A 19459-nucleotide genomic window follows, 5' to 3' on the forward strand; every position below is an offset into this window, starting at 1 on the left:
TGGGAGTCGGGGCGCGTGGACGACGTTATGGGGCTGTCTGATGTGGTCTTTGGCATTGAAAAGAGGAACCGGTGTCAAACTCAGTCGGGTTGATTCGAACGGCACAGTCTAGCGGAAAGTCGCTGGCTTAAAAAAGAAAAACCCCGCCGGAGCGGGGTCTTCAGGGCACCAACGGGATTACTTGCTGGCTTCATCCCGCAGTTCGCGACGCAGGATCTTGCCCACGTTGGTCTTGGGCAGCTCGTCGCGGAACTCGAAGTGCTTGGGTACCTTGTATGCGGTCAGGCGTTCACGACAGAACTCTTTCAGTTCGTTCTCGCTGACGCCCTCGGCAGTCGGCACAAGATAGACCTTGACCGCCTCACCGCTCTTGGCATCCGGAATGCCGACGGCCGCACACTCAACCACTTTCGGATGGGCGCTAACCACATCTTCCACCTCGTTCGGGAACACATTGAAGCCGGACACGATGATCATGTCCTTCTTGCGGTCAACGATGCGGATGTAGCCGTCTTCCTGGATCAGGGCAATATCCCCGGTCTTCAGGAAACCGTCCTCGGTGAAAGACTTCTGGGTATCCTCCGGGCGCTGCCAGTAGCCGCGCATCACCTGGGGACCTTTGACACACAGCTCACCAGGTTCGCCAAGCGGCGTCTCGTTGCCGTCATCGTCGATGGTCTTGACGATGGTGGAGGGAATCGGCAAACCGATGGTGCCGATCTGGATGGCGCTGTTGGGGTTGAATGTGACCACCGGGGAGGTCTCGGTCATCCCGTAACCCTCGGAGATCTCACAACCGGTCACCCGTTGCCACATCTTTGCAGTGTCGCTGGTCAGGGCCATACCGCCGGAGGATGTGAGCTTCAGGGCGCTGAAGTCCAGATCCTGGAAATCCTCGTTGTTGCACAGGGCGACGAACAGGGTGTTCAGACCCAGGAAGGCGGTGAACCTGTGGTTCTTCAGTTCTTTCACAAAGCCCGGGATATCCCTCGGATTCGGGATCAGGACGTTGTGCGCACCAGCTTCCAGCATGATGCCGCAGTTCAGGGTGAAGGAATAAATGTGGTACAGCGGCAGGGGCGCGATAACCACTTCCTTGCCCTCTTCCACGGTGTCTTCCATCATCGGACGGACCTGAAGCAGGTTGGCGACCAGATTGCTGTGGGTCAACATGGCCCCTTTGGCCACACCGGTGGTGCCGCCGGTGTATTGCAGAACCGCGATATCGTCCTTCCTGGTCTCAACCGGGGTGAACTTTTCACGGGCGCCAGCACCCAGAACCGCCGGGAGCTTGTGGGCACCGGGAATGTTGAAGGTGGGCACCATCTTCTTGACGTGCTTGACCACCGCATTCATCAGGGTGCGCTTGATCGGCGAGTTCATGTCGGCAATTTCGGTAATGATGACATGCTCGATGCCGGTCTGGGGCACCACCTTTTCGGCGTTGTCTGCCATATTGGCCAGCACCACCAGTGCCTTGGCGCCGGAGTCGTTGAACTGGTGTTCCATTTCCCGCTGGGTGTAGAGCGGGTTGGTGTTGACGACAATCAGTCCGGCACGCATCGCGCCGAAAACCACCACAGGGTACTGGGGAAGGTTCGGCAACTGGACAGCGATCCGGTCCCCGGGCTTCAGGTCAGTCTTGTTTTGCAGCCAGGCTGCGAAATTACGGCTTTGGGTGTCGAGGTCACGGTAAGTGAGAGTTGCGCCAACAGCACTGAATGCGGGGCGGTCCGCGTATTTCTTTACCGCCTGTTCGAACACATCCACCATGCTCTGGTATTTATCCAGGTCTACCTCTCGCGGCACGCCGGCGGGGTATTTGTCCTGATAAAACTGCTCAAAATCCATCACCATCTCCTGTTTGGCGCTTCTGATTGTAATGGTCGACTAATGTCTGACTGATTAAAAAATCAACCCGACAAAAGTATCAGCCGAAAAAAAGTGGACAGAGAATAGCAGTTTTGTAATCGATGAGGTAGGTTTCAGGCATCACACCCAACAACTGTTTTGCTTTCAATAACGTGCGGAGCACACCATGAACGATACCCTGGATACGCTGGAAAACGTCACCTACGACGAACTCAATGAGGGCGATACCGCCACGTTCACCCGGACTCTCACTGAGGACGACCTGTACCTCTTCGCCGCGGTTTCAGGTGATGTGAATCCGGTACACCTGGACGCCGAATTTGCGGCCAATACCATGTTCAAGGAACGTATTGCCCACGGCATGTGGAGCGGTTCCCTGGTCTCGGCCGCACTGGCCACGGTAATGCCGGGCCCCGGAACCATCTACCTGGAACAGAACCTCGCCTTCAAGCGGCCGGTAAAGCTGGATGACACTATCACGGTAAAGCTGAAAGTACTGCGAAAGGAGCCAAAAAACCGGGTCGTAGTGGAGTGCGATGTGCGCAACCAGAACGACCAGCAGGTGGTTGTCGGCGAAGCCAAAGTCATAGCTCCGAAAGACAAGGTGAAGCTGAACAAGCCGAACCTGCCCGAGATCACCATCGACCGCTAAACGGGCGCCCTGCCCGCTGCGGCGAACCAGGGCTCCTGCCGGGACTCAGCCCGGCAGGAAATCCACCGGAAACCGCACCTTGCGCCGCTCGACACTGTCCGCGCCAAAATTGAACATGCGTACCCGCATGGCGATACGCTGCTCCAGGGTCGGATTTTCCAACTCCGAACTCACCACCTCGCAGGCCGACACCGACCCGTCCGGCTCGATCACCAGCTCCAGCAAAACCTTGCCTTCCAGGGTCGGGTCCTGGCGTAACTCCCGCTTATACAGGGAGTAAAGTGCGGTTTTCTGGGCATCGAACACCTTGCGGATGTTGCTCATGGCCCGCTCCCCCGCGGAGGGCTTCGCGGCAGCGCTACTGGCCCGGGCTACGGTTTGTGCCGCCGGTTCGGTCCTGGGCTCGACTTTTTTGACCTGGTGATCAGCGACCGCGACTTCGGCTGCCGGGTTTTCTCCAGTCTCGACGCCTCCGCTGCCTTTCAGGACTTCCGACGGGGCAGGCTCTGGTGATTCTGATCGGGACGCCGATCCCACGTTGGCTGCGATAGCCGCAGCCGGCTTCGACGGAGATTCCCGGAGTGAAGACAGCCGGTCCTTCATGGCCAGCAGGCCCGAGCGCGAAGCGGTTTCGCGGGCCTGCTCGGCGGTTTGCCCTGTTTGAACCTTGGGGGGTACGGGTGAAGTTGGGGTCAGATGAAGGCTTTCATCAGACCCCTTTGCCAACTCGGGAGGCTGCTCCAACTCAGGGGTCTGATGAACTTGTTCATCTGACCCCTTTTTCACGTCGGCAACCTCGGGGGGTGAAGGTGAAGTTGGGGTCAGATGAAGGCTTTCATCAGACCCCTTTTCCAGCTCGGCGGGCTGCTCCAACTCCGGGGTCTGAAGAACTTGTTCTTCTGACCCCTTCTTCACCTCCGGCGCCGCCACCAACCTCGCAAGCCGCGCCGGCACCTCCTCCACCTCCGCCCGCTCCCGCTCCGACAACTCCATTGTCGGAATCAACAGCGCCGGCGGCAGGAAAACCAGCACGGTCAGAACCAGTATCCCCGCAAATCGCCCCCGCTCACCCGGCGCCCTGGACCATGGCAGGCGCGGGGTCTGCCAATCCTGCAGCACGGCAAGGTCAGCCATTGCGCACCTCCGGCTCCACCGCCAGCCTTACCTGGCGGAACTGCTGGTCAACGCAGGTCTGCATGATCCTGCGCAGGAGGCGGTAGTCGGTATCCCGTCCAGCCATTATGGTGATTGGCAGGCCCTGTTCCGGAATGTCCTGCAAGCGTTCACGGCGATAGGCCAGTTCCTCGGACAAACCGGAGATATGACGGTCCCCCGTCTCGATGCCGTCCAGCCGAGCCACTTCCCGGCCCTGAACCAGAATTGACCGTCCGCTGACCTCGACGGTCAGATTCTCGACAGCCTGCTGCTCGGCAGTGGAAAGTGGTAGAGGTACATTCGTGGAATTCTGCATCACTTTCACATCGGACGAATTCACCATCAGGAAAAACACGAGGATGGTGAAGATATCCATCAGCGACACCAGGTTCAGGCCACCGGCCTTGTGCATCCGGCCATAGTGACGGCGCAGCCGACGGGAGCGATGAGAGCTTTTCATGCGCCCTCCCCGGCCGCCGGCGCAGCCAGATCAGCCAACACCCGGTCCTCCGGCGCGTCCATCAGCGAAATATCGGGAAACAGTTCGCCCTCCACAACGCTTGCGGCCACTACGGCGGGATAGGAACGAACCGTGTCCATGGTGGTGATCAGGGTCTGGTAATCGATATCAGCGCCCACCTCCAGAATCAGGTCGGTCTTATCCGGCACCCGGGCTTTGATCCTCCGAAGCAGGTTTCTCAAACCATCGAAATTTTGCTTGCCGTCGGTCGCAGGCAAGACCCGGAGCAGACCACGCTCGGAATCCGCCACTTCGATCCCCCCCGGAATCAGGGTAACCACGAGGTCAAGCTGCTCCGACTCAAGCGGCTCCCCCTCTTGCTGCCCGGGAAAATTCAGCTCAATCATGCGTACCTGGCTGAACACCATACCGAGCAGCAACACGGGGACGAGCACAATCATCAGGTTCAAGAACGCGGTAATATCCAGTTCCGGAGAGTTCGTCATCCGGCGATGTCGACGTCTCATGATCCATTCCCTCCGCAGTGCTGTTGCGGGACCGCTGCCGGCTTCACGCTGCCGCGCCGCTGGTGCCGGTCGGTGTCGGCTCGGAGACCAGGTTCAGCAGCTTGACCCCCGCCATCTCGAAGCTGTCCACGATTTCATTGGTGCGGGTCTGCAGCAGGGCGTGGAACATCAGCAGCGGAATCGCCGACATCAGACCAAAAGCCGTGGTGTTCATGGCAACGGAGATACTCTCGGAGAGCAGGCTGGCCTTCTGCGCCGGATCGGCGGCAGCAACCGCCGTGAACGCGGAAATGAGGCCGATAATGGTGCCCAACAGTCCCAGCAGAGTCGCGATGTTTGCCAGGGTGGCGAGGTACTGAGTGCGCTTTTCCAGCCTGGGCAGCACTTCCATCAGTCCTTCCTCCATAGCGTACTCGATGTCCTCCCGGCGACTGTTGCTGACGAGGCGACCAAGGCCTGCCCCCATGATCGAGCCGATCGCACTGTTGGAGTGGCTCGCAGCCTTCATCGCCCGCTGGTAATCCCGTTTCTGTAACAGCGGCAGGATGGCCCTCTCGAACGTGACACGGTTCTTTCGCCCCACCGAGGCCAGAAAGATGAAGCGCTCAAGGGTGATTGCCAGCCCGAGAGCCAGTACCACCGCAATCGGGTACATGAAGGGGCCGCCTTCCTGAAAAAAACGAACGATTGTTTCCAGCATTGTTGTTCTCCCGTTTTTACTGCTCGGTTAAGGCCGAATGCCTTGTGGGTCCAGGGTCATGGGATCCAGGGTATTCCGGAACCTGCGATGGCGCTCCACCGCCATGGGATCCAGCGGCTGCTCCAGTTCCGGGGCCCGGTCTTCGAGTTCTGCCCGGGGCCTGCGAGGCAGGCTCGGCGGTTGCCAGGGCAGAATGAAAAGAATTCGGGGTTCATCCTCGCCGGTGGTGGCAGATATACCGGCAATCTCCAGGGTTGCGCGCGCGCTCTCCGGCGTTGTATTTTCCCCGGCGAGAGCAGTGGCGGCGAACGCAATTAGCAGGACCGGGGGTTTGGCCAGATCGGTAATCCGGTTTATCACTGGAGCCTCCTTTCAAGATCCGCAATCCACCCGTCCACTTCGGCATCTTCCTCACCGGCCAGGTCCTGATAGGCCCGGTAGTGGGTCAGCGCCTTGTCCAGCTCCAACAGATAGAGTTCCGAGATGACTGCCAGGTTGTAGTGCAACTGGGCTACCCCGGGGGAGCTGGCGACACCCCGCACGAGCAGCTCGGCCGCCTCGGCGAACCGGTGCTGTTCTTTCAGCGCCAGGGCCAGATTGTTCACCGCCACCGGGTCCTCAGGGTTGAGGGCCAGGGCCTGGCGCCAGGCCTCAACGGCTGCCCCCCGGTCACCCTGTTCCCAGGCATTCATTGCTCGCCTGGCGTGCTCGGCGGCCAGTACGGGATTGATTTCCGGTTCGGCTGCCTGCTGCTCCACGGCCGGACCCGCGCAGCCAGACAACCAGAGAACGCCAAGCACACCAAGCAACCGGTATAGGCGAAAATCAGACATCATCGCCCCCTTCGGTATTTGCTTCCGGGGTGTTTCCGCTCATCCAGCGCATTGAGCGTTCGTAGCGCCCCGGGTGCAGCCGGGCCAGCACCTTCAGGCTTTGACCAATCCACTCGTCATAGCCGGTCTCCGCAATGCGCCCATGGTTTTCGGCATGCAGATCCAAGGCCTTCTCCTCAAAGGGATAGGCTTCCTCTTCAAGCAGCATCTGGTACTGCATCGCTTCCATCTCGTTTAGCTCCGCCGGCACCGCCGAGGCCATCAGGTCCTGAGCCAGCTCGCGATAAAGCTCGGCACGGCGGAAAAGGATTTCGGAAAGCACCGCTTCACCACCGAATCGCTCCGCCTGGGCAAACCGGGCCCGCGCGGATTCAAGGGCACCCTGTTTGCGATCAAGGGACTCGGCAAGCGGATGATTCAGAGGAATGTCGGCGAAGGCCGCCGCCGCACGGGCGCCCAGAACGATTGCACTGGCGGCACTCCACTGGAGTGTCTCGGGTGAGTGCCAGTCACTGGCCAGTTCTGCCTCCACGATAGTGGCCCGAACCTTATCCGGATCACTGGCCGAAGCCATTACCCGTTGGCGCATGGTCTGGAGCTGGATGTGATCCTCGGCACTGGCCGGAACCGGCCCGGTGGCAAGGTACTCAGCGTAGAGCTTATCCCGTTGGCCGGTATTGCCGGCCTCGTGGTAAAGGGCTGCCGCGCGCAGTTTGTCCGGCCAGGGATCGGCCTGGCCAGAGGCCAGTGTGAGCAGCTCATCGGCCGCCCGGCCCGGCTGGCCGGATTGGCGGTAGGCATACACCAGTTTCCCGCCAATCCCCCGCGCCAGGTTATGGTCCGGGTAACTGCGCCGGAACCACTGCAACTCATTCACCGCCGACTGCCACTCCGCCGCTTTCAACAATGTGTTGGCGGCATCAAAGCGGCTCCGAATGGCAATCTCCGCGTCCGGCAGGACCTGTCCCACCCGCCGGAAATGGGCCACGGCTTCTGCAACTTTGCCGGTATCAGCCGCCCTCTCGCCCTGGCGATAAACGACAGTCGCCAGTTGTTTCAGGATCAGATCCCGATCATCTGGCGGCAGAACATCAGGTTCACTGGAATCAATCAGCCTCAGGGTCTGCCGCCAGGCCCGTTCCGCCAGGCCGAACTCTTTCCGGGCCTGGCGAACTCGCGCTGTAATCAACCATGCCGTGTACCGCTCTTTGGTGGCGGCTTCGCCGCGCTTCAGAACCGCACCGGCATACGCTGCGGCCCGTCTATAGTTGCGGGCGTCCAGCCATTGGGACGCGAGGTCAGCCTGGGCACCTGGCACTCGCGCATCTGTCTCGAAGGTGGAGGCAAACTGGTCGATTTCGCTAGCCAATTCCTCCAATCCAGAGTCGGCCCCGCTTATCACCAGGTCCCGTTGCAAAACGACCGCCGCCCAGCCTGCGTCGGCGGCTTCACTATAGTTACTGGTTTGGTAGGCCGCCGTCCTGAAGTTCGCCAGTGCCTCAAGGTGCTGTCGGGCCTGAAGGCGCGCATCGCCGGCCAGACGCCACACCGGCCCCGCGTTCGCTGCCCGTGGCGCCAGCATTTCGTAATAACCCGCGGCCTCGGCAAATAGCGGGAGGGACGCTTCAACCTTGCCGCTATCGGAAAGTCCGGTTGCCGCCTCGTAGCTGGTATCGGCGAGCCAGCGGGCGTACCGGCGCCAGCGTGACTGCTCCCGCGCTTGCAGGCGGGAGAAAGCAGTATCCGACCGATTGGCAGCAACATATCCGGACCTGCCCTGGCGCACTTTGCCGTCGTCACCCGCGATCTGCCAGACCTCAACAACCTGTGCAAGGAAGCTGGGGCTCGTGACGTGTTGCGGGTATCGACGATAAAAAGCCTCGTTTACGGCCACGCTGGCTTCGTACTTCCCCGTAATCGCGTACAAATCGGCCAGCCGGTCAAAGACCAGCGGTTCCCAGGGGCGGATAGAGCCTGAATCAAACCACTGGCTCAGGGTGTCCAACCCTTGAGTGCGGGAGGCCATCAAAGCCAATACCCGCAAGGTATCGTCAATCGTCTCCACGGAGGATTCCGGTACCTGCCGGATGCTCTTGATAGTCGGCAAGAACCCGTCCAGGACAGTATGGAAAGTACCCGCGGCCCTGTCCCAGGCAAGCTCCCCTTGCTTGAACTGGCTCCAGCCAAGCATGTATCGGGCCTTGGCTTTAAGAGCCTTGCCGCCCTCGCCTTCAAGCAATGCGCGGTAGCCGGCTTCGGCTTCTGCGAACTGGCCGCTGCTAAAGGCTGCCTCCGCAATGCGGAATCTTGCTTCCGGCACAAAGGACGACTTCGGATAAAGCCCGACCAGCTGTTCCAGGCGGTCAATGGATTCTCCAGCCTGACCGGTCAGCGCGTGAGCCTTGGCCATCTGGTAGAGCAGTTCATCAAGACGCCCGGAAAAAGAACCTCGGGCAAGAATGGACTCGTAGCTGCCCAGGACTTCCTCGTAGATTGCCGGCTCCTGCTCGGGCGAATAGCCCACTTCCTGGCCCGAGCGATCCCGGATATTGGTCAATCGATTCAGGGCATCCACACGAACTTCCGGCTCGTCGGAGTTTTCGAACAATCGCTGGTAACGGCGGGCCACTTCCGCGGGAGAAATGGCGGGCAGCGGCCGGCTTTCGAACTTCAGGAACACCGGCCGCATGTCACCGATGGTTTTGCCATCGCGGCCCAGCTCCACACGGAAGCTTTCCTGGGCTGCAACAGGCCCTGCGAGCACAAAGACCAGGAACAGCAGGGAAAGCAGGCGGTAAGGCAAGTTCATTGGGCCCTCCCTCCCAGGCTTTCCAGAGCCAGATACTCGTACAGGTGAGCAATCTGTTGCTCGGTCTTGTTCAGCGCAAAAACCATCCGCTGGTCCTGGCGATCAAGGAAGGCCAACACCTGTTTGTCGAGCTCGTCCTCGGCGGTATTTCGCAGATCCGTCAGACGCTCCAGGTAACGGTCATTCGACCGCTGGAGCTGAGTCACCTTGCTTGCCGCGGACTCCGGAGCCGAATCCGAAGCCGACTTCAACGCACCAGCAAACACCCCAAGATCGTGGGAATGAGTTGTCAGCCGTTTCTCCAGCGCAACCAGCGCAGCAACCCGACCAACAGCTTGCTGCGCCGCAGGCTGTTTCAAAAACTCCAGCAAATAAGCCTGTCTGGGCTGCTGCATGGAACGGCTGTCAGCCAGGAACCATTCGAGATCGGAAGCCCTGGCATTGGCGACCAGGGCCTGATAGGCACCCTCGCCGCGTATCTGGTTCGTGAGGGACCGCAACACAACCCGCTCACTCTCGTAGGCTGCATTGGCTGCGAGATAGGCCTCTCCGGCCTGACCAAGATAACCGGCAAGGTCATAGCCCCGACCCATTCCAATCCAGGCTTCGGCAACGCCGGGATAGGCCAATGGAAACTTCCGGGCCCGATGCCAGCTCTGCATGGCGGCCCGGTGGTTGCCCCGCTCGGTCAGTGCCAGCCCGTGAAAGTAAAGTGCCAGCGGGGTGCTGGGGCTATCGAGCGAGACCGATTCAAGAAAGCCGATCGCCTTTTCGAATTCACCGTTGCGATAGGCAAGGTAACCCGCCCGTAGCAGAGCCTGATCATGCAGGTGCCGACTGCGTTCGTTGCCATCCTCGGCCTTCGCCATGGCCATCGCCACTCTCAGGGCCACCAGTGCCCTGGACGGATCGAGATCCTCTCTTGCGAAATTACTGGCGAGGTTCAGGTATCCCGCTGCCGACCAATACCCCTCCGGCATGGCCGCGAGGATTTCTCCGGCCTTCTGGAGCCTGCCCGCCCTTCGGTGACTCTCCGCCAGTTCGAACCGGGCTTCGCGATGCGCCTCGGCTTTGGAGGACGGGCTTTCGCGTTCTGGCGTGTGGTTGACGCCCGGAACATCGAGAGCAATTTCCTCCCCGGAAAACGGCTTTTCGACAAAGGAGACCCTTGGTTCAAATTCCGGTGCACTGGCGCTCAGGTGGAGCCGAACGGCAAGAGCCCTGGACCGCTTACCAAACAGGTGGGTAGCCTCTCGCCGGACAAAATCCCCGTCCGCCGATCGGGCAGTAACGACCACCTTCAGTTTGTGGTCGCCATTCGCAAGATGCCCAACATAAAGGTGATGTGCGACATCTACGTTAAGGGCGGACTGCTCCTCCAGGGCGTAAAGCTTCGAGACAACCGGCCGGCCATCGACAAACAGGTCAAGCGAGTCCAGATCGAAGCCGCCGGCGGAATCAAGTGTCAGGAAAACTGCCAGCCGGGTACCGAGCGGTCGAAGTTGATTGCGTTCGAGAGCCTGGATGTTTGCGGAGTGTCGGTCAGCATCCTCCGTGAATTCGGCAATGTCGTCATCCAGGGCTGAGGCGGCGGTTCCGCTACAGAAAAACAGCACCACCAGCCTGATGAAGGCGTCGCTCAACCAGCTATTCCGTCGGCGTCCGTGTGATTCTTGTGAGCCGAACATACCTCTCCTGCCCCGTACAATTCCGGCAATATTCCGTTACAAAGTGACAGGAAGCGTAACACCTGGTAACTGACAAGAACGGTATCCAGATCACCAAATCGAAAACAGGAAATGTCGGTTTTTTTGACAGAAACGAGGGGGAAGAACCGGTAAGACGGTATCGAGAGACCGACCTGGCATTATTACCTGGTTGTTTTTAAGGATGTTTTTTTGAGATGGCCTGGCAGTTGCGTTAACTACGAGGGCGGGAGTGCCGGCCAGGTAAACCCGCTAAATATGCCGAGCTTTTGCCGATGCCCTCAACCGCATCGGCTTTTTTTTAAGTTGGGGTCAGAAGAAGGTTTTCTTCAGACCCCAGAGTCTGAGCCGAGGCCAAGTGCAGGTCTTCCAAGTCGGGGTCAGATGAAAGCTTTCATCTGACCCCATTTTCACACCGGAACCCGTTTTCACTTGCTGAGTTGTCTCATCGCCGACTCAAGGCCGTCAATGGTCAACGGATACATGTGATCATTCACCAGCTGCCGGGTCATGCCCAGCGAGCCACCCGTGCCCCAGTAACTCTCCGGGAGCGGGTTGAGCCAGACCACCTTGCGGAAGTGATCGGTCACGCGCTGGAACCAGGTGGCACCGGCCTCCTCGTTCCAGTGTTCGATGGAACCACCGGGATGGGAGATTTCATAGGGCGCCATAGTGGCATCGCCGACAAAGATAACTTTGTAGTCCGGCGTGTACTTGTGGAGGATATCCCAGGTGCTGGTGGTCTCGTTCATGCGCCGGACATTGTTCTTCCACACATTTTCATAAATGAAGTTGTGGAAATAGAAATACTCCATGTGCTTGAACTCGAGCCGGGCCGCCGAGAACAGCTCTTCACAGACACGGATGTGCGGGTCCATGGAGCCGCCCACGTCAAAGAAGATCAGTACCTTCACCGCATTGTGGCGCTCGGGAACCATCTTGAGGTCGAGATAACCGGCATTGCGGGCGGTGGAACGGATGGTATCGTCCATATCCAGCTGATCGGCCGCGCCCTGACGAGCGAATTTACGCAACCGGCGCAGGGCCACCTTGATGTTGCGGATACCCAGGGTGATGCTGTCATCCAGGTCCCGGAATTCCCGCTTTTCCCAGACCTTGACCGCCCGCCCCTGGCGACCGTTCTTCTGACCGATGCGGAAGCCTTCCGGGTTGTACCCGTTGGCACCGAAGGGCGATGTGCCGCCGGTACCGATCCACTTGTTGCCCCCGGCGTGGCGCTCCTGCTGCTCTTCCATGCGCTTCTTGAAGGTTTCGATCAGCTCCTCCAGGCCACCCAGGGAGTCGATCTTTGCCTTCTCCTCATCGCTGAGGTGCTTCTCGAACTCTGCCCGGAGCCAATCGTCGGGAATCAGGGCTTCCAGCAGGTCATCCAGGTTCTGGATGCCTTCGAAATAAGCCTGGAAGGCACGATCGAACTTGTCGAAGTGGCGCTCGTCCTTCACCAGGCACAGGCGCGCCAGGTAATAGAACTCCTCCATGTCGGCGAAGGCCAGGCGGTTCTGCAGGGCCTCCAGCAGATCGAGGAATTCGCGCAGGCTCGCGGGAACCTTGGCCCGCCGCACTTCGAGAAAGAAATCAATCAACATAAAGCGGAACTCTTGCCGGAAATCAGTTGCGACGGCGTGCCATGAAAGCCAGCTTCTGCAACAGGTGCACGTCCTGCTCGTTTTTCACCAGGGCGCCATACAAAGGCGGCAACGCGGTTCCCGTATCCTTCTCCTGCAGTGCCTTGGCGGTCAGTTCATCGGCCATCAGCAGCTTCAGCCAGTCGATCAGCTCGGAGGTGGACGGCTTTTTCTTCAGGCCCGGCACCTTGCGCACGTCGAAGAAGACTTCCAGGGCATCCCGGACAATCTCCTGCTGCAGGTTCGGGAAGTGCACGTCCACGATGTTCTGCATGGTGTCGTGGTCCGGGAAGCTGATGTAATGGAAGAAACAGCGGCGCAGGAAGGCATCCGGCAGTTCCTTCTCGTTGTTACTGGTGATGACCACGATCGGACGGTGCTTCGCCTTGACGAACTGCTGGGTCTCGTAGACGAAGAACTCCATTCGGTCGAGTTCGAGCAACAGGTCGTTCGGGAACTCGATATCGGCCTTGTCGATCTCGTCGATCAGCAGCACCACCTGCTCTTCGGACTCGAAGGCTTCCCAGAGCTTGCCCTTGACGATGTAGTTGCTGATGTCCTTGACCTTCTCATCGCCCAACTGGGAATCACGCAGGCGGGAGACCGCGTCGTATTCATACAGACCCTGCTGGGCCTTGGTGGTGGATTTGATGTGCCAGGGAATCAGCCTCATCCCCAGAGCCGATGCCATCTCTTCCGCCAGCAATGTTTTGCCGGTGCCGGGCTCGCCCTTGATCAGCAATGGTCTCTGGAGCCCAATTGCCGCATTGACGGCCATTTGCAGGTCATCGGTGGCTACATATTTCTCGGTACCGGTAAACTTCATGCTCTCGTTTCCTGTCGATTACTTTTCAAGTTTCTGATCAATAGCGGGCCAGGCAGCGCTCATCGTTTGACGAGGCGATAGCGTACCAGGTCCAGGATCCATACCAGCAACATCACCAGGCCCGCAAGGCCGAAGTTGAACCATGCCATGCTGGCGGTCTCCACGTGCCCGAGGATCAATTCATACCCCCCATAGAGCCAGGCCGGCATCCACCAGCCCGCCACATCCGGCGACTCGACCGGCGTCAGCAGTAGCACCATCAATGCCGATAACAGCAGTGTGCGAACGCCGTAAAGGGGAATGAAGCGGAACAGCCGCTTCATCATGTAGAAGAATATTACGAAGGCAATGGCATAAGCGGCCCAAAAAATTCCGTAGGCCATTTGTGTATCCGCGTCTAACATTACAATACCCAGTGAATGATGTGTTCTTCCCAGTCTTCTTCAGGCACCTGTGCTTCGGAAATCACCTTGTGGCGCACCGAGATGCCGGCCTCGTGCACGGACTCCGGATCCCCGCTCCGTAGCGGATGCCAGGCCGCCAGCCCACGGCCCTCGGCAAGCGAGCGATAGGCGCAGGTATAGGGCAACCAGTAATAATCCCCGACGGTATCCGGTGTGATTACGGTGCAGCCGGGCACTTTCTGCAAGCGCTCGGAATACACCGTGCACCGGCAGGTGTCCTGATCCATATACCGGCACACAAGATCGGTATGGTAGACATCGCCGGTGTCCTCATCCTCAAGCTTTGCCAGGCAGCACTTGCCACAGCCATCGCACAGGGATTCCCATTCCTGCGAGGTCATCTCGTCCAGGCGTTTACGTTGCCAGAACGGGATCTGGGCAATCATTTTTCGCGTTGCTCCAGCTTGCGCTTGAACTCGACCACATAGCCCTCCTGCTCTTCCGGCATCTGCAGGTAGAAGTCCTTTTCCTTGATCGCTTCCAGAACCTGTTTGCCGTTGGCCCTGGCCAGCTTGCGGTCCGGAGTCAGCAGCAAGTCCATGGAATGGATGGGCGCCCCGAAGATGCCGCGAAGGCCTTCGGGGAGCTCATCCCAGTTCTGCCCACGGCGCACGAATACGTAGGTGTCCGCCTTTCGGCTACTTCTGAATACGGAGATAAATTCCCGTTCTTTCATTGCTTCAGTATGTCCTCGATCTGGCTTCGAACCGGAGCAAGCAAGTCCTCGCGCCAGCCCTGGAAAAACGGATTGCCATCCAGTTCTCCATCCTGCATCAACTTCTCAAGACGCTTTCTGGGAGCAACCAGTTCCACCGGAATATCAGCAGCTTCCGCCACCTTCCTGACAGTACGCTTCAACTGTTTGAAACTCGCCTGCTGATCACGACTCAGTGGAGGCGCAATCCGCTCAAGCCCGGCATTATCGGCAGCTCGGGCATCCCGGACAAGTTCGAGTATGGTTTCGCCATAACGTCGCACTGCTCCGGATGGTATGCCCTGGATGTCGCCCAGCGCACGCATCGACCCCGGCAGCCTCTCGGCAACCAGGATCAGCAGGGCATCGGCAAACACCCGGTTACGGGGCATGTCACGGCGCTGACATTCCAGCTCCCGCCAACGCACCAGTTCCTTCAGAACTGCTTGCTGTTCCGGGTTAAGGGCCCATCCGCCCCGCAATTTCAGATAGTGCTGCTCCGGATCATCCTGGGCGGCAAGTTCGGAGGCAAACCGCCGGGATTCCTCGAACAGTGCCTCCACCAGGCCGCGCGGCTTCAGGGATTCCAGTACCCAACGGTACATGGGCTCGAGAAAGCGGATATCGTCCACGGCATAACGCTGCTGCGCATCGCTCAGGGGACGGGCCAGCCAGTCAGAACGGGTAGCCGATTTGTCCAGGGTTTCCCCGAACAGCGTTTCGACAAGTCGGGCATAACCCAGGGAGAAACCGGCGCCGGCCATTGCTGCACCAATCTGGAGATCCACCACTCCTGCCAGCTCGATCCCGAGCCAGTGGCGGAACAACTCCAGGTCTTCGCTCATGGCATACAGGAGCTTGGGGATTTCCGGGTTCGCCAGCACTTCCCGGAACACCGAAGAGGCCTCCGCCACGTCCGGATCGACCAGGCAGTACTGATCCCCGATCCCGAGCTGGACCAGCCCGGGGATCGGATAAAAGGTGTTGACCCGCTCGAACTCGGTATCAAGGGCAAGGGGCTGGTCCGGCGATGCCGCTGCCAACCATTTGTCCAGTTCTTGGGGAGTCTCGATCCAGTGAATGATCTCGGGGGCCGGGGGAACGGCCACGGCCGGTGAAGAAGGTGCCATAGGAAAGCCTGGTTAGCCTATTCGGAGAGTGGTTTGCGACCGCGGAAGGCGTGGGTCAGTGTGAAGCCGTCAACATAGCCCAGCTCGCCACCCACCGGGATGCCATGGGCCAGGCGGGTGATGAGGATGTTCCGGCCATCGAGCCGGTCGGCAATGTAATGGGCCGTCGCCTCGCCCTCGACGGTGGGATTGGTGGCGAGAATCAGCTCGGTTACCCCTTCATCCTGAACGCGCTTGAGCAGGCGTTCGATGCCGATTTCTTCGGGGCCAACACCGTCGATGGGCGACAGATGCCCCATCAGTACAAAGTAACCACCCCTGTAGTCGCCGGCCTGCTCGATGGCCAGCAGATCAGAGGGACTTTCCACCACGCACAGGGTACCAGTCTTACGGGTCGGGTTCTCACAGATCCCGCAAATCTCGGTATCGGCGAAGTTCTGGCAGGATTCGCAGCGACGCACGCCGTCCATCGCCGTGCGCAAGGCATCAGACAAGCGGGTACCCCCTGACCGGCCGCGCTCCAGAAGATGGAAAGCCATTCGCTGGGCCGTTTTCTGACCAACGCCCGGAAGGCAGCGCAGGGATTCAACCAGTTCATCAACCAGTGGACTGAAAGCCATCAACTATCCTCGGAATACAACAGACGAACGGATCAGAACGGCATCTTGAAACCGGGGGGCATGCCCATTCCCGACATCATTCCGGACATCTTCTCTTTCTGGTTGGCCTCGACGCGACGAACGGCATCGTTCACCGCGGCGGCAAGAAGATCCTCAAGAATCTCTTTCTCTTCGGACATGAGCGAGGGATCAATCTCAACCCTGCTCACATCGTGGCGGCCGTTCATGGTGACTTTCACCAGGCCCGCTCCGGCCTCGCCAGTCACTTCGGCCTTGGCGATCTCTTCCTGAGCCTTCTTCATCTCTTCCTGCATTTGCTGGGCTTTTTTCATCAGATCGCCCATGTCGTTAAACATGCTCTATCTCCTGCTGGTCTCTATGGGCCGGATACTGTCTTCGACTATCCGCGCCTCAAATCGTTCAACGATGGACTGGACCACCGGATCCTTGCGGATGGCGTCCTCCGCCGCTTGCTGGCGTGCCTGGCGCTGCCGTTCCTCATACGCAGCTGGCGTATGCGGTCCGGGTTCGCCCTGCTCTATGCGTAACTCGATGGAGTCGCCAAACCGGTTTCTCAAGGCAGTGGCGATTTTTTCCTCGTGCCGGGCATTGAGCAGACGGGCGTGGCCATCATCAATAGTGAGTACGATGGTATCGCCGTCCCGAACCATGGCGGTCTGGCTGGCCAGGTTTCCGGGCATGCCAACAATGCCAAGATCCCGGAAATCCCGCTCCCAGACGAAGTCACCACTCTGTTCTTCGACAACCGGCTGGGGTGCGGGCTCAGGCTCTTGTTGCGGTATTGTGTCGGCTTCCGCTATCGGCTCGGGGCCTGCTTCGGATGGTTCCGGTGCGTATCCGAAATCAGGCTCCACCTCGGGCGGCTCCTCGGGCAGAGGCGGCTCCTCATAAACAGGTGCCGGCTCTGGCGCCGGCTCTGGCTGAGGAATCGGTTCCGGTTCTGGAGCGGTAACCGGTTTCGCTTCGGGCTCGGGTATGGATGCCGCCGGTTCCTTTGGCGCGGGTTCCGATACCTGCTGTGCAGCGGCAGGTCCGGGCTCATCCCGGGCTTCGCCCGCGGCCGAGTCACCGCCGGAGCGCGATGTCGGCGGCTCCCTTCGGTCAGTACCCGGTCGGAACGCCAGCATCCTCAACAGGGTCATTTCAAAGCCCATGCGGGCATCCGGCGTGATATCCAGGTCTTTACGGCCCATCAGAGCGGCCTGATAGAACAGCTGGGCATCCTCGGCGCTGAGTTTCCGGGCCAGCGCCTGGACCTGGTTGGCATCACCCAGGGCATTATCAGCACTTCCCGGCACCACCTGCTCCATGGTCACCCGATGGAACAGGGACAACAGGTCCGCCAGGATCACGCTGTAATCCGGCGCAAATTCCGAGATCCTCGCAATTTCCGAGAGCAGGCCCGGCCCATCACGTTCCACCAGGGCGTTAACAATCCGTTCGATGTCCCGTTGATCAATGGTGCCCAGCATGTTGCTGACGTCACTGGCCGCAAGCTTCTGGTTACCGAAGGCAATGGCCTGATCGGTCAGGCTCAGGGCATCGCGCATACTGCCATCGGCCGCACGGGCCAGCAGCCAGAGTGCCGGTTCCTCGAAGGGAATCCCCTCTTCGGTCAGTACATGCTTGAGATGACCGGCAATGTGCTCCGGGGTCATGCGTTTGAGGTTGAACTGCAGACACCGGGACAGCACCGTTACCGGAAGCTTCTGGGGATCGGTGGTGGCCAGCAGGAACTTCACGTGCTCCGGCGGCTCTTCCAGGGTTTTCAGGAACGCGTTGAAGGACTGGTTGGTGAGCATGTGCACCTCGTCAATGAGGTACACCTTGTAGCGGCCACGGGTCGGCGCGTACTGGACATTATCGGTAAGTTCCCGCATGTCATCGACGCCGGTGCGGGACGCCGCATCGATCTCGATCAGATCAACAAACCGGCCTTCCTGGATTTCCTGGCAACTGCTGCACTGGCCACAGGGGTTCGGAGTGACACCAGTTTCACAGTTCAGGCATCGGGCCAGCAGACGGCCGATGGTGGTCTTGCCCACACCGCGGGTCCCGGTAAACAGGTAGGCATGGTGCAGACGCTGGTTTTCCAGGGCATGGATCAACGCCTGAAGCACGTGTTCCTGGCCCACCATGTCCTCGAAGGTGCGGGGGCGCCATTTTCGGGCAAGTACCTGGTAGCTCATGTTCCGTCAACTGCTGTGAAAATGCGATTAACCATAGCATGGACCCGCTTTGATAAGAAGCAAAGTTGGCACTCTGTCACCGGGACCGAAGCACAATTACGGGCGAAGAATCAGGGGATTAACATAGGGAGGGGAAACTGGGGGTGACCCCACCAGCAGATCTCCGGCACACAATTCCACCGCTTCGGCTGCTCCCTTCCGGGCCTGACCGGGTTCACGGTTTCATGTTGCGGAGGCACCAATGGGGCCACCATAACGACGTTCCGGGGTTTCCCCCGAAAGCGGCGCGCATATTAGCAAATGGACCTGCAGACTACAACGGGAAATCGCCCACCCCTGAAATTCAGAGCGGTAACGGTACCTCATCCTGCCGGAACCAGCAGGCCAGACTGTAACGGGTGCGATTTGCCGGCAGTACTTCGTGGGGAATTTCCTCGCTCAGGAACAGGGCCATCCGACCGGCCCCGGGAACGACCATGCCGCACACTTCGTCCTCGTTGTCGCGGTTGAACACCTGTAACGCACCGCCATCCTCCGGTGCCCAATCCTCGTTCAGATACAGAACCAGGCTGACCACCCGGGAAGCACGGCCACGGAAGCTGTCCAGGTGCCTCTTATAGAAGTCCCCCGGATGATACGTGGCATAGTGGGTCTCGAACCGTTTCAGACCCAGAAACAGGCGCTGATTCAGACCACAGCGGATGACATCCAGGAAACGGAAAAGCTCAGCCTGGGGCGGCGTAATCCCCTGCAACCAGGCGATGCGGTCACGACGCACGGCGCGATCCCGGACCAGGTCCGAGCCACGACCTACGCCGGCGGTTTTCATGGCATCGGTGCGATCGAGAATAGACACTTCGTCACGCAACGCCGCAAGCAGAACAGGTCCCAGCCGGTCACGGACATCCACGGACATCCAGCCGTATTCACTCAGGCCGTCCGCCAGCTGATCCAGCCAGTCGTCAGAGACATCGGCAACACTCGCCTGCCCTGCGTCAACGACTGAAATATCACTGCCGGCAACAACATCCAGTTCAGGGCTTGGGGTCCGCGAGAGGGAGTCTCTGATCGGGGTAACTGTGGGATTGTCCATGGGCGGGTCTCTTCGGGAAATCGGCGCTATTTTAGGCACAAATCTCGCCGGGCGGTCAGTTT

Annotated in this window: 20 protein-coding genes and 1 other RNA gene; 1 reads left to right on the plus strand and 20 read right to left on the minus strand. The window is 59.5% G+C overall.

What is annotated here, in order from left to right:
* Window positions 1-177: 177 nt before the first annotated feature.
* Window positions 178-1851, minus strand: a complete 1674-nt coding sequence (locus ACQUTG_RS07970; RefSeq protein ID WP_428918891.1) for a long-chain fatty acid--CoA ligase — start codon at window positions 1849-1851, stop codon at window positions 178-180.
* 187 nt (window positions 1852-2038) lie between these two features.
* On the opposite strand from ACQUTG_RS07970, the gene ACQUTG_RS07975 reads away from it, so the two are divergent.
* The gene (locus ACQUTG_RS07975; protein WP_113863723.1) at window positions 2039-2524 is read left to right on the plus strand and encodes a MaoC/PaaZ C-terminal domain-containing protein; all 486 of its coding nucleotides are present in this window, start codon (window positions 2039-2041) and stop codon (window positions 2522-2524) included.
* A 45-nt stretch (window positions 2525-2569) separates the two neighbouring features.
* On the opposite strand, the gene ACQUTG_RS07980 is transcribed toward ACQUTG_RS07975, so the two are convergent.
* The 19 genes from ACQUTG_RS07980 to ACQUTG_RS08070 form a co-directional block, all read right to left on the minus strand.
* Window positions 2570-3658 carry an AgmX/PglI C-terminal domain-containing protein gene (locus ACQUTG_RS07980; RefSeq protein WP_428918892.1) on the minus strand — a complete coding sequence of 363 codons (1089 nt, stop codon included), beginning with the start codon at window positions 3656-3658 and terminating at the stop codon, window positions 2570-2572.
* Entirely contained in the window at window positions 3651-4139 is a 489-nt protein-coding gene (locus tag ACQUTG_RS07985) for an ExbD/TolR family protein (RefSeq protein WP_428918893.1), read from the minus strand. The genes ACQUTG_RS07980 and ACQUTG_RS07985 overlap by 8 nt, the downstream gene beginning before the upstream one ends.
* Window positions 4136-4666: an ExbD/TolR family protein gene (locus tag ACQUTG_RS07990; protein ID WP_428918894.1), complete on the minus strand. Its 531-nt coding sequence runs from the start codon at window positions 4664-4666 to the stop codon at window positions 4136-4138. The genes ACQUTG_RS07985 and ACQUTG_RS07990 overlap by 4 nt, the downstream gene beginning before the upstream one ends.
* Before the next feature lie 43 nt (window positions 4667-4709).
* Window positions 4710-5366 carry a MotA/TolQ/ExbB proton channel family protein gene (locus ACQUTG_RS07995; protein WP_428918895.1) on the minus strand — a complete coding sequence of 219 codons (657 nt, stop codon included), beginning with the start codon at window positions 5364-5366 and terminating at the stop codon, window positions 4710-4712.
* Window positions 5367-5393: 27 nt separating this feature from the next.
* Complete coding sequence (locus tag ACQUTG_RS08000; protein WP_428918896.1) at window positions 5394-5726, minus strand: hypothetical protein; 333 nt, start codon at window positions 5724-5726, stop codon at window positions 5394-5396.
* A complete protein-coding gene (locus tag ACQUTG_RS08005) occupies window positions 5723-6199 on the minus strand; it encodes a tetratricopeptide repeat protein (RefSeq protein WP_428918897.1) in 477 nt (158 codons plus the stop codon). Before ACQUTG_RS08005 ends, ACQUTG_RS08000 begins: the two co-directional genes overlap by 4 nt.
* Window positions 6192-9008 carry a tetratricopeptide repeat protein gene (locus tag ACQUTG_RS08010; RefSeq protein WP_428918898.1) on the minus strand — a complete coding sequence of 939 codons (2817 nt, stop codon included), beginning with the start codon at window positions 9006-9008 and terminating at the stop codon, window positions 6192-6194. The genes ACQUTG_RS08005 and ACQUTG_RS08010 overlap by 8 nt, the downstream gene beginning before the upstream one ends.
* Window positions 9005-10651, minus strand: coding sequence for a tetratricopeptide repeat protein (locus tag ACQUTG_RS08015; protein WP_428918899.1), 1647 nt, complete (start codon window positions 10649-10651; stop codon window positions 9005-9007). Before ACQUTG_RS08015 ends, ACQUTG_RS08010 begins: the two co-directional genes overlap by 4 nt.
* 491 nt (window positions 10652-11142) lie before the next feature.
* Entirely contained in the window at window positions 11143-12321 is a 1179-nt protein-coding gene (locus ACQUTG_RS08020; RefSeq protein WP_428918900.1) for a vWA domain-containing protein, read from the minus strand.
* 22 nt (window positions 12322-12343) lie between these two features.
* On the minus strand, window positions 12344-13186 hold the full coding sequence (locus ACQUTG_RS08025) for an AAA family ATPase (protein WP_428918901.1): 843 nt from the start codon (window positions 13184-13186) through the stop codon (window positions 12344-12346).
* Between the two features lie 59 nt (window positions 13187-13245).
* Complete coding sequence (locus ACQUTG_RS08030; protein WP_428918902.1) at window positions 13246-13590, minus strand: hypothetical protein; 345 nt, start codon at window positions 13588-13590, stop codon at window positions 13246-13248.
* Complete coding sequence (locus ACQUTG_RS08035) at window positions 13590-14036, minus strand: YcgN family cysteine cluster protein (RefSeq protein ID WP_428918903.1); 447 nt, start codon at window positions 14034-14036, stop codon at window positions 13590-13592. The genes ACQUTG_RS08030 and ACQUTG_RS08035 overlap by 1 nt, the downstream gene beginning before the upstream one ends.
* On the minus strand, window positions 14033-14326 hold the full coding sequence (locus ACQUTG_RS08040) for a YcgL domain-containing protein (protein ID WP_428918904.1): 294 nt from the start codon (window positions 14324-14326) through the stop codon (window positions 14033-14035). The genes ACQUTG_RS08035 and ACQUTG_RS08040 overlap by 4 nt, the downstream gene beginning before the upstream one ends.
* The gene (gene rnd, locus ACQUTG_RS08045; RefSeq protein ID WP_428918905.1) at window positions 14323-15474 is read right to left on the minus strand and encodes a ribonuclease D; all 1152 of its coding nucleotides are present in this window, start codon (window positions 15472-15474) and stop codon (window positions 14323-14325) included. Before rnd ends, ACQUTG_RS08040 begins: the two co-directional genes overlap by 4 nt.
* Window positions 15475-15491: 17 nt before the next feature.
* Window positions 15492-16094 (minus strand): recombination mediator RecR, encoded by a 603-nt coding sequence (gene recR / locus ACQUTG_RS08050; RefSeq protein WP_428918906.1) that lies wholly within the window; start codon window positions 16092-16094, stop codon window positions 15492-15494.
* A gap of 32 nt (window positions 16095-16126) precedes the next feature.
* Window positions 16127-16450: a YbaB/EbfC family nucleoid-associated protein gene (locus ACQUTG_RS08055; protein ID WP_091999429.1), complete on the minus strand. Its 324-nt coding sequence runs from the start codon at window positions 16448-16450 to the stop codon at window positions 16127-16129.
* Between the two features lie 3 nt (window positions 16451-16453).
* Window positions 16454-18304 (minus strand): DNA polymerase III subunit gamma/tau, encoded by a 1851-nt coding sequence (gene dnaX / locus ACQUTG_RS08060; RefSeq protein ID WP_428918907.1) that lies wholly within the window; start codon window positions 18302-18304, stop codon window positions 16454-16456.
* Window positions 18305-18451: 147 nt separating this feature from the next.
* Window positions 18452-18548, minus strand: an RNA gene (ffs, locus tag ACQUTG_RS08065) — signal recognition particle sRNA small type.
* Window positions 18549-18647: 99 nt separating this feature from the next.
* A complete protein-coding gene (locus tag ACQUTG_RS08070; RefSeq protein ID WP_428918908.1) occupies window positions 18648-19397 on the minus strand; it encodes a 2OG-Fe(II) oxygenase in 750 nt (249 codons plus the stop codon).
* Between the last annotated feature and the right edge of the window lie 62 nt (window positions 19398-19459).

Origin of the sequence: Marinobacter sp. DUT-1 (assembly GCF_050379415.1) — a bacterium.
Taxonomy (GTDB): Bacteria; Pseudomonadota; Gammaproteobacteria; order Pseudomonadales; family Oleiphilaceae; genus Marinobacter.

Bases quoted from the DNA above. Each gene is read 5' to 3' on its own strand.
- ACQUTG_RS07970 (WP_428918891.1), bottom strand. From the start codon at position 1,851: ATGGATTTTGAGCAGTTTTATCAGGACAAATACCCCGCCGGCGTGCCG.
- ACQUTG_RS07975 (WP_113863723.1), top strand. From the start codon at position 2,039: ATGAACGATACCCTGGATACGCTGGAAAACGTCACCTACGACGAACTC.
- ACQUTG_RS07980 (WP_428918892.1), bottom strand. From the start codon at position 3,658: ATGGCTGACCTTGCCGTGCTGCAGGATTGGCAGACCCCGCGCCTGCCA.
- ACQUTG_RS07985 (WP_428918893.1), bottom strand. From the start codon at position 4,139: ATGAAAAGCTCTCATCGCTCCCGTCGGCTGCGCCGTCACTATGGCCGG.
- ACQUTG_RS07990 (WP_428918894.1), bottom strand. From the start codon at position 4,666: ATGAGACGTCGACATCGCCGGATGACGAACTCTCCGGAACTGGATATT.
- ACQUTG_RS07995 (WP_428918895.1), bottom strand. From the start codon at position 5,366: ATGCTGGAAACAATCGTTCGTTTTTTTCAGGAAGGCGGCCCCTTCATG.
- ACQUTG_RS08005 (WP_428918897.1), bottom strand. From the start codon at position 6,199: ATGTCTGATTTTCGCCTATACCGGTTGCTTGGTGTGCTTGGCGTTCTC.
- ACQUTG_RS08010 (WP_428918898.1), bottom strand. From the start codon at position 9,008: ATGAACTTGCCTTACCGCCTGCTTTCCCTGCTGTTCCTGGTCTTTGTG.
- ACQUTG_RS08020 (WP_428918900.1), bottom strand. From the start codon at position 12,321: ATGTTGATTGATTTCTTTCTCGAAGTGCGGCGGGCCAAGGTTCCCGCG.
- ACQUTG_RS08025 (WP_428918901.1), bottom strand. From the start codon at position 13,186: ATGAAGTTTACCGGTACCGAGAAATATGTAGCCACCGATGACCTGCAA.
- ACQUTG_RS08030 (WP_428918902.1), bottom strand. From the start codon at position 13,590: ATGTTAGACGCGGATACACAAATGGCCTACGGAATTTTTTGGGCCGCT.
- ACQUTG_RS08035 (WP_428918903.1), bottom strand. From the start codon at position 14,036: ATGATTGCCCAGATCCCGTTCTGGCAACGTAAACGCCTGGACGAGATG.
- ACQUTG_RS08040 (WP_428918904.1), bottom strand. From the start codon at position 14,326: ATGAAAGAACGGGAATTTATCTCCGTATTCAGAAGTAGCCGAAAGGCG.
- rnd (WP_428918905.1), bottom strand. From the start codon at position 15,474: ATGGCACCTTCTTCACCGGCCGTGGCCGTTCCCCCGGCCCCCGAGATC.
- recR (WP_428918906.1), bottom strand. From the start codon at position 16,094: ATGGCTTTCAGTCCACTGGTTGATGAACTGGTTGAATCCCTGCGCTGC.
- ACQUTG_RS08055 (WP_091999429.1), bottom strand. From the start codon at position 16,450: ATGTTTAACGACATGGGCGATCTGATGAAAAAAGCCCAGCAAATGCAG.
- dnaX (WP_428918907.1), bottom strand. From the start codon at position 18,304: ATGAGCTACCAGGTACTTGCCCGAAAATGGCGCCCCCGCACCTTCGAG.
- ACQUTG_RS08070 (WP_428918908.1), bottom strand. From the start codon at position 19,397: ATGGACAATCCCACAGTTACCCCGATCAGAGACTCCCTCTCGCGGACC.